We start from the raw sequence: 5,657 nt of genomic DNA, 5'->3' as shown, positions 1-5,657 counted from the left end.
GCCTCGGCCTTCCGGGTGTTGACAAGCTGCCTGTCACTGGGCTCCGACATCCCGCCGCTGGCGACGGAGATCGGCTGTTGCCGCCGGCGCTGTTTGTCGCCGTCGCGACAAGCGAGGCACATAAGAGCATGCCGCGCTCGAGTAACGGCCGGTTCTGCGGGATGCCGGACAGCGGCTGGGCAGGGACGGTCTGGATCACAATTCTTCCAGGGAGTTTCTGTGGCCTTCGCGGCTGTGTCCTGATTTCAATTGAAGTCATAAGGTAAGAATTCGGCGGTGGTTTCTGACGTTACGGCTTCGCGGCGGAAGCGGGAGGAGTCCGGCAGGGGTGCCATCAAGGCAAGTACGATTCCACTACGCCTAACATGAATGCGGCGTCCGCTTTCGCGCGCCCCGAGCAACGGCGGCGTTCTTGTTGGGTCGGAACAAGAACCGTTCCCGCAGACCCGCTAAGGTCGAACGAAGCGACAAACGGGGCGGCTCTTGTGGGGCAACGAGCAGCCACCCGCGGCTGTGATCGACTATCTTGCGGATCAGCTAGGTGTCGACGCGCGCCTTTTCGCATTGAGTACAGACGCGCTTCGGTCAAAGCCGATCGTTGATGTCTGCCAAGCTGGGCTCAACAAGGGCGAAGCTGCATAAACTGAAGCGCGGCGAAATCCGCCGCCGATCATTCGAAAGCCAGGCGTTCCGCGCCTCCGGCCTCGTCCTCGTCGTTACTTCCGGCTCGGTTACGCCACGCCGGATGAAGTTCTTGCTCCGTTCGACCTTAGCGTCGGGCAGGGAACAGTCTTGTTCCGACCCCCAATGGGGATGCAACAAGCCCCCGCCGGTTAGAAATTGTGCACAGGGGATTGACGCGGGCCAACCCGAGTGCTTCTATTCTCGATATTCAATAACACGTCTCGTTAATCGAGAAAATGGGATAGACACTTTCAGTCATGGTTCAGCCCCCGATGCATGTCGGCATGACCGGCATATCCAAAACCTATGACGGCCATAGTTTCGTCGTGCGCGATCTCGACCTTGACATCGCGAAGGGCGAATTTCTGACCCTTCTTGGTCCTTCGGGCTCGGGCAAGACGACGACGCTCATGATGCTCGCTGGGTTCGAACATCCCTCAGCGGGTGAAATCACGCTCGACGGGCGGCCGATTCAGGACAAGCCGCCGGAAAAGCGGAACATAGGCATGGTGTTCCAGAACTATGCCCTCTTCCCGCATATGACAGTCGCCGAGAATGTTGGCTATTCCTTGCGGGTGCGCGGCTCCTCCAGGGAGCAGATCGCCACTCGCGTCGGCGAAGCGCTGGCGATGGTCCAACTTTCGAACCTTGCGCAGCGCAGGCCAGCGGCCCTTTCGGGTGGCCAGCAACAAAGGGTCGCGCTTGCTCGGGCGCTTGTCTTCGAACCCAGCCTGGTGCTGATGGATGAGCCGCTCGGCGCGTTGGACAAGAAACTGCGCGAGGACTTGCAGCTCGAAATCCGTCGGATCGCCGATCGGCTTGACCTGACAGTCGTCTACGTGACGCACGATCAGCACGAAGCGCTGACGATGTCCGACAGGATCGCCATTTTCAACGACGGCCGCATTCAGCAAATCGGTTCGGCGCAAGATATCTACGGCCATCCCGCGAGCCGCTTTGTCGCGGAGTTCGTTGGGGACAACAACTGCCTTGATGCGAAAGTCGTCTCGATCGAAGGCGACCTGGCGCGCGCAAGGCTCGCCGGCGGCCAGGAAATTTGGGCGCGCAGCAGCGTTCACACGAAGGTTGATCAACAAGCGACCATCGCCATCAGGCCGGAGAGCGTCCGCATTAGTGGTCAGAACCGGGCCGGAACGCTTAGCGGGCAAGTCAGTGACATCATCTACTGCGGCGACGAGTTCCGGATCCACGTCGAACTGCCGGGCGGGGAACGGTTGATTGCGAAGAGTTCATCATCGTTGGGAATCCAGATGGAGATGGGCAGGACTGTCCTTCTCGACTGGGAGCCGCGCGATGCATGGGCGCTCGACGGCAGATAACCCGAAAATCCAGAGAGGACATCACATGCTACGAGCACGCTCATTCAAACAATCGGTCCTTGTCGGACTTGTCCTGACTGCGGTGAGTTTTCCAGCCCTGGCAGACGGTCTGACCGTCGTTTCCTGGGGTGGGGCCCTGCAGGAGGCACAGACAAAGGCATTCCTCGATCCATTTGCGAAATCAAAGAACATAACCGTGACTCAAGACACCTGGAGCGGCGAACTGGCCAAGCTGCGTGCCATGGTCGACAGCGGCAATCTCGCCTGGGACGTCATCGACGTCGATCCGCAGACGGGCGCGACCGCCTGCGACCAGGGATTGCTTGAGAAGATTGGTGCTGACGCGGCGTTCAAGTCCGCGGGCCTCGTCGATGGCGCCCTTACCGAATGCGCGGTGGGAACGAGCGTCTACGCCACGATCCTGGCATTTCAGAAACAGGCGTTCCCGAAGGCTCCTACCAAATTGACCGACATTTTCGACACCAAAACCTTCCCCGGCAAACGCGGCTTCCGCAAGAGCCCGGTGGACACGCTCGAACTCGCCCTGCTCGCGGACGGTGTGGCGGTGTCGGACGTCTATGCCACGCTCGCAACTCCCGCTGGCGTCGATAGAGCCTTCAAGAAGCTCGACACGATCAAGAAGGACATAGTCTGGTGGGAAGCCGGCGCGCAACCGCCGCAGCTGCTCAAATCCGGCGAGGTGAAGATGGCGCTGGCCTGGAACGGCCGTATTGCTGACGCCAACACCAAGGAAAATGCCGACCTTGGGATCGCCTGGACCAACCAGATCCGCGGCTTTGACATGTGGGTCATCCCGTCCGGGTCGAAGAACCTTGCAGCTGCCAAGGAGTTCGTGGCCTTCAGCGTCAAGCCAGACGTCAACGCCACCTTGAGCAACTACATTGCATACGGCCCAACCGTAAAGGCCGCCAGCGATCTGGTCGCAAAGGACGTGCTGCCGAACTTGCCGTCTGCCCCGCAAAACAGTGAGGGCGCCCTGGCCCAGGATGGCGCATTTTGGGCCAAAAACGGTGACGCGCTGAACGCCCGCTTCTCCAGCTGGATTTCCCAGTAAACCAAGTGGTGGGAGTTCGCGGATGACACTACCGTACGGTGACGTGGGCCTGGTAATGACGCGGAATGATGCCCACGGGGCAAAGGCCTCGGCACCGACGGCGCGTGTCGTCGTTCGCTCGTCTATCAGGAGCGACAACCACCGGAGGGCAGTTCGGACTGCTCTTCCGGCGGCGCCGCTCCTGATTTTTCTGCTTCTGTTCCTGGTGATCCCGATAGGTTCGATCGTTCATACGGCGGTATCGGACGCGGACATCGCCAGAGCACTGCCGCGGACAACGAAGGCGCTTCAGGCCTGGGACGGTGATGATGTGCCGGGCACCGCCGTCTACATGACCCTTGGACAGGAATTCGAGGCCGCAAGCCACGCCGGATCAGTACGCCCGCTAGGCCGTCGGGTGGGCTACGAATTGTCGGGCGGGGCGAACGTCATCCTCGGTGCCGTGCGGGCCATCTCCGAGGATTTCGACCGCGCCGACCCTAAGGCCTGGAAGGCCCAACTGATCAAAGCAGACCCGGCCTGGGGACAGAACGGTGTCTGGAGCATCATCAAGCACTACAACGGTCGCTACAGCGCCTTTTATATGCGCTGGGCGACAGGCTTTACTGTAAAGATCGAAGCCGATGGTCAATTGTCTCAGGAGGCGAGTTATGATTTCCGGTCGATCTATCTCAGGACGATCCTGATCAGCCTTGTCGTGACGGGGCTCACGATCTTGATCGGATATCCTGTCGCGTATGTCATWGCCAATTCCAGTGGGCGCACAGCCGCGCTCCTCTTGTTCTTCATTCTCCTGCCGTTCTGGACCTCACTCCTCGTGCGCACCATGTCGTGGATAGTGTTCCTTCAGACCAACGGCGTCCTCAACAATGCGCTGGCCGGAACGGGACTGATATCCGAGCCACTGCCCCTGCTTTACACGCGCATGGCGACGATCGTCGCGATGATCCAGATACAGTTGCCGTTCACGGTCCTGCCTATGATCAGCGTTATGCGGGCGATCCCGGCGAACCAGGTCAAGGCAGCCCGCAGCCTTGGTGCAGGCCCACTCCGGGCCCATGCAACGATCTTTCTGCCGCAGGCGATTCCAGGCGCCGCCGCCGGCGGCCTTCTCACCTTCGTTTTGTGCCTTGGTTTCTATTTGACGCCCGCACTGGTGGGTGGGCCGTCCGATCAGATGGTGAGCTTCTTCATTGCCAGGTTTACCAATGAGGATCTGAATTGGGGGCTCGCCTCGGCGCTCAGCACCGTACTGATTTTTGGGGCTGGCATCGTGGCACTCCCCCTCGCGCGACATGTCGCGCGTCACTCGTCGGATCGGATATAGAACATGGCCCGCCGCACCTATTCAGAGTTTCCGACTTACATCCGGATACCGCTCCATGCGTTTGTCGGGATCGTTCTTCTGCTGCTGATGCTGCCGCTGGCGGTCGCTCTCCCAATCTCGCTCAACGCCGATCCCTGGTTTACCTACCCATTCCGTGCCTTGTCTCTTCGCTGGTTCACGGAGCTGTTTTCCTCGCCTTTGTGGACCGGGGCGATGGTCAACAGTCTGGTGATTGCGAGTTCGACCACCGTGGTCGCCACGACCCTGGGCACGCTCGCGGCAATCGGGCTGGTAAATCCACGGTTCCCTTTCCGGACCGCGGTGATGGCGCTTGCCATCTCGCCCATGATCGTTCCCGTCGTCGTGCTGGGCCTTGGACTGTTCATTTTCTTTTCGCCGCTCGGCCTCAACTATTCCTACGCCGGCGTCGTTATCGCCCACACCATTCTGGCATCACCCTTCGTTGTCATCACCGTCACGGCGACACTAACGCGCTTCGATTTCAACCTGATGCGGGCGGCGGCAGGTCTCGGCGCCGGCCGCGTGACGGCATTTCGAACGGTGATGCTTCCAATTATCGCCCCAGGCGTGGCGGCGGGCGCGGTCTTCGCTTTCGCCTCGTCGTTCGACGAAGTGGTGATGGTCCTTTTTATTGCCGGACCTCAGCAGCGCACCCTGCCAAAGCAAATGTTCACGGGACTGCGTGAACAGCTCGATCCAACGATCCTCGCCGCCGCCACGGTGATGATCGTACTGACAAGTTGCCTGATGGCTATCGCCTACAACGTCAACAGGAATAGGTAACGTAATGCTGCACATCATGTCGCAAGACACAGGGAAGACTGGTGCGTTGCAAACCGGATTGTTCGCCGACGATTATCGCGAGGAACCCTATTGGTGGTCGGCGGCGCCGCTGCCTTCTGCCGACGAAAACACCGAACCGGCCGGCCTTGGCGGTAGGGCTGATGTCGTCATCGTTGGCGGCGGCATCACGGGCCTGGTGGCAGCGATTTATCTGGCGCGCGCGGGTTGTGACGTTGCTGTTGTCGATGCGCAGAGGATCGGCGAGGGCGCTGCACGCCGCAACGCCGGCTTTGTTGGCCGCACGCTGAAGCGGTCCGTCGAATGGCTGGCGCAAAAGTCGGGGCGCGAGCATGCGTTGAAAGTTTATCGTGAGCTTGACGCCGCCATGCGTGGTGTCCAGGCCTTCGTCGAGCGCGAGGGCATCGAA

General features: G+C 60.3%; 5 protein-coding genes. All 5 read left to right on the top strand.

What is annotated here, in order from left to right:
• The first annotated feature begins 968 nt into the window (after window positions 1–968).
• Window positions 969–2,024 (top strand): ABC transporter ATP-binding protein, encoded by a 1,056-nt coding sequence (locus tag ACXJ7R_RS23615; protein ID WP_457153952.1) that lies wholly within the window; start codon window positions 969–971, stop codon window positions 2,022–2,024.
• Entirely contained in the window at window positions 1,999–3,099 is a 1,101-nt protein-coding gene (locus ACXJ7R_RS23610) for an ABC transporter substrate-binding protein (protein WP_457153951.1), read from the top strand. Before ACXJ7R_RS23615 ends, ACXJ7R_RS23610 begins: the two co-directional genes overlap by 26 nt.
• Before the next feature lie 22 nt (window positions 3,100–3,121).
• A complete protein-coding gene (locus ACXJ7R_RS23605) occupies window positions 3,122–4,426 on the top strand; it encodes an ABC transporter permease (RefSeq protein WP_457153950.1) in 1,305 nt (434 codons plus the stop codon).
• 3 nt (window positions 4,427–4,429) lie between these two features.
• Entirely contained in the window at window positions 4,430–5,230 is an 801-nt protein-coding gene (locus ACXJ7R_RS23600) for an ABC transporter permease (protein ID WP_457153949.1), read from the top strand.
• Between the two features lie 16 nt (window positions 5,231–5,246).
• Window positions 5,247–5,657 (top strand): FAD-dependent oxidoreductase (locus ACXJ7R_RS23595; protein ID WP_457153948.1); only part of this gene is annotated, 411 nt, incomplete at its 3' end.

The sequence above is a fragment of the Mesorhizobium sp. P5_C1 genome (assembly GCF_054049815.1).
This window is presented reverse-complemented; position numbering and strand designations above follow the sequence as displayed.

Excerpts from the sequence above, each read along its gene's own strand:
- ACXJ7R_RS23615 (WP_457153952.1), top strand. The coding sequence starts at position 969 with ATGACCGGCATATCCAAAACCTATGACGGCCATAGTTTCGTCGTGCGC.
- ACXJ7R_RS23610 (WP_457153951.1), top strand. The coding sequence starts at position 1,999 with ATGCATGGGCGCTCGACGGCAGATAACCCGAAAATCCAGAGAGGACAT.
- ACXJ7R_RS23600 (WP_457153949.1), top strand. The coding sequence starts at position 4,430 with ATGGCCCGCCGCACCTATTCAGAGTTTCCGACTTACATCCGGATACCG.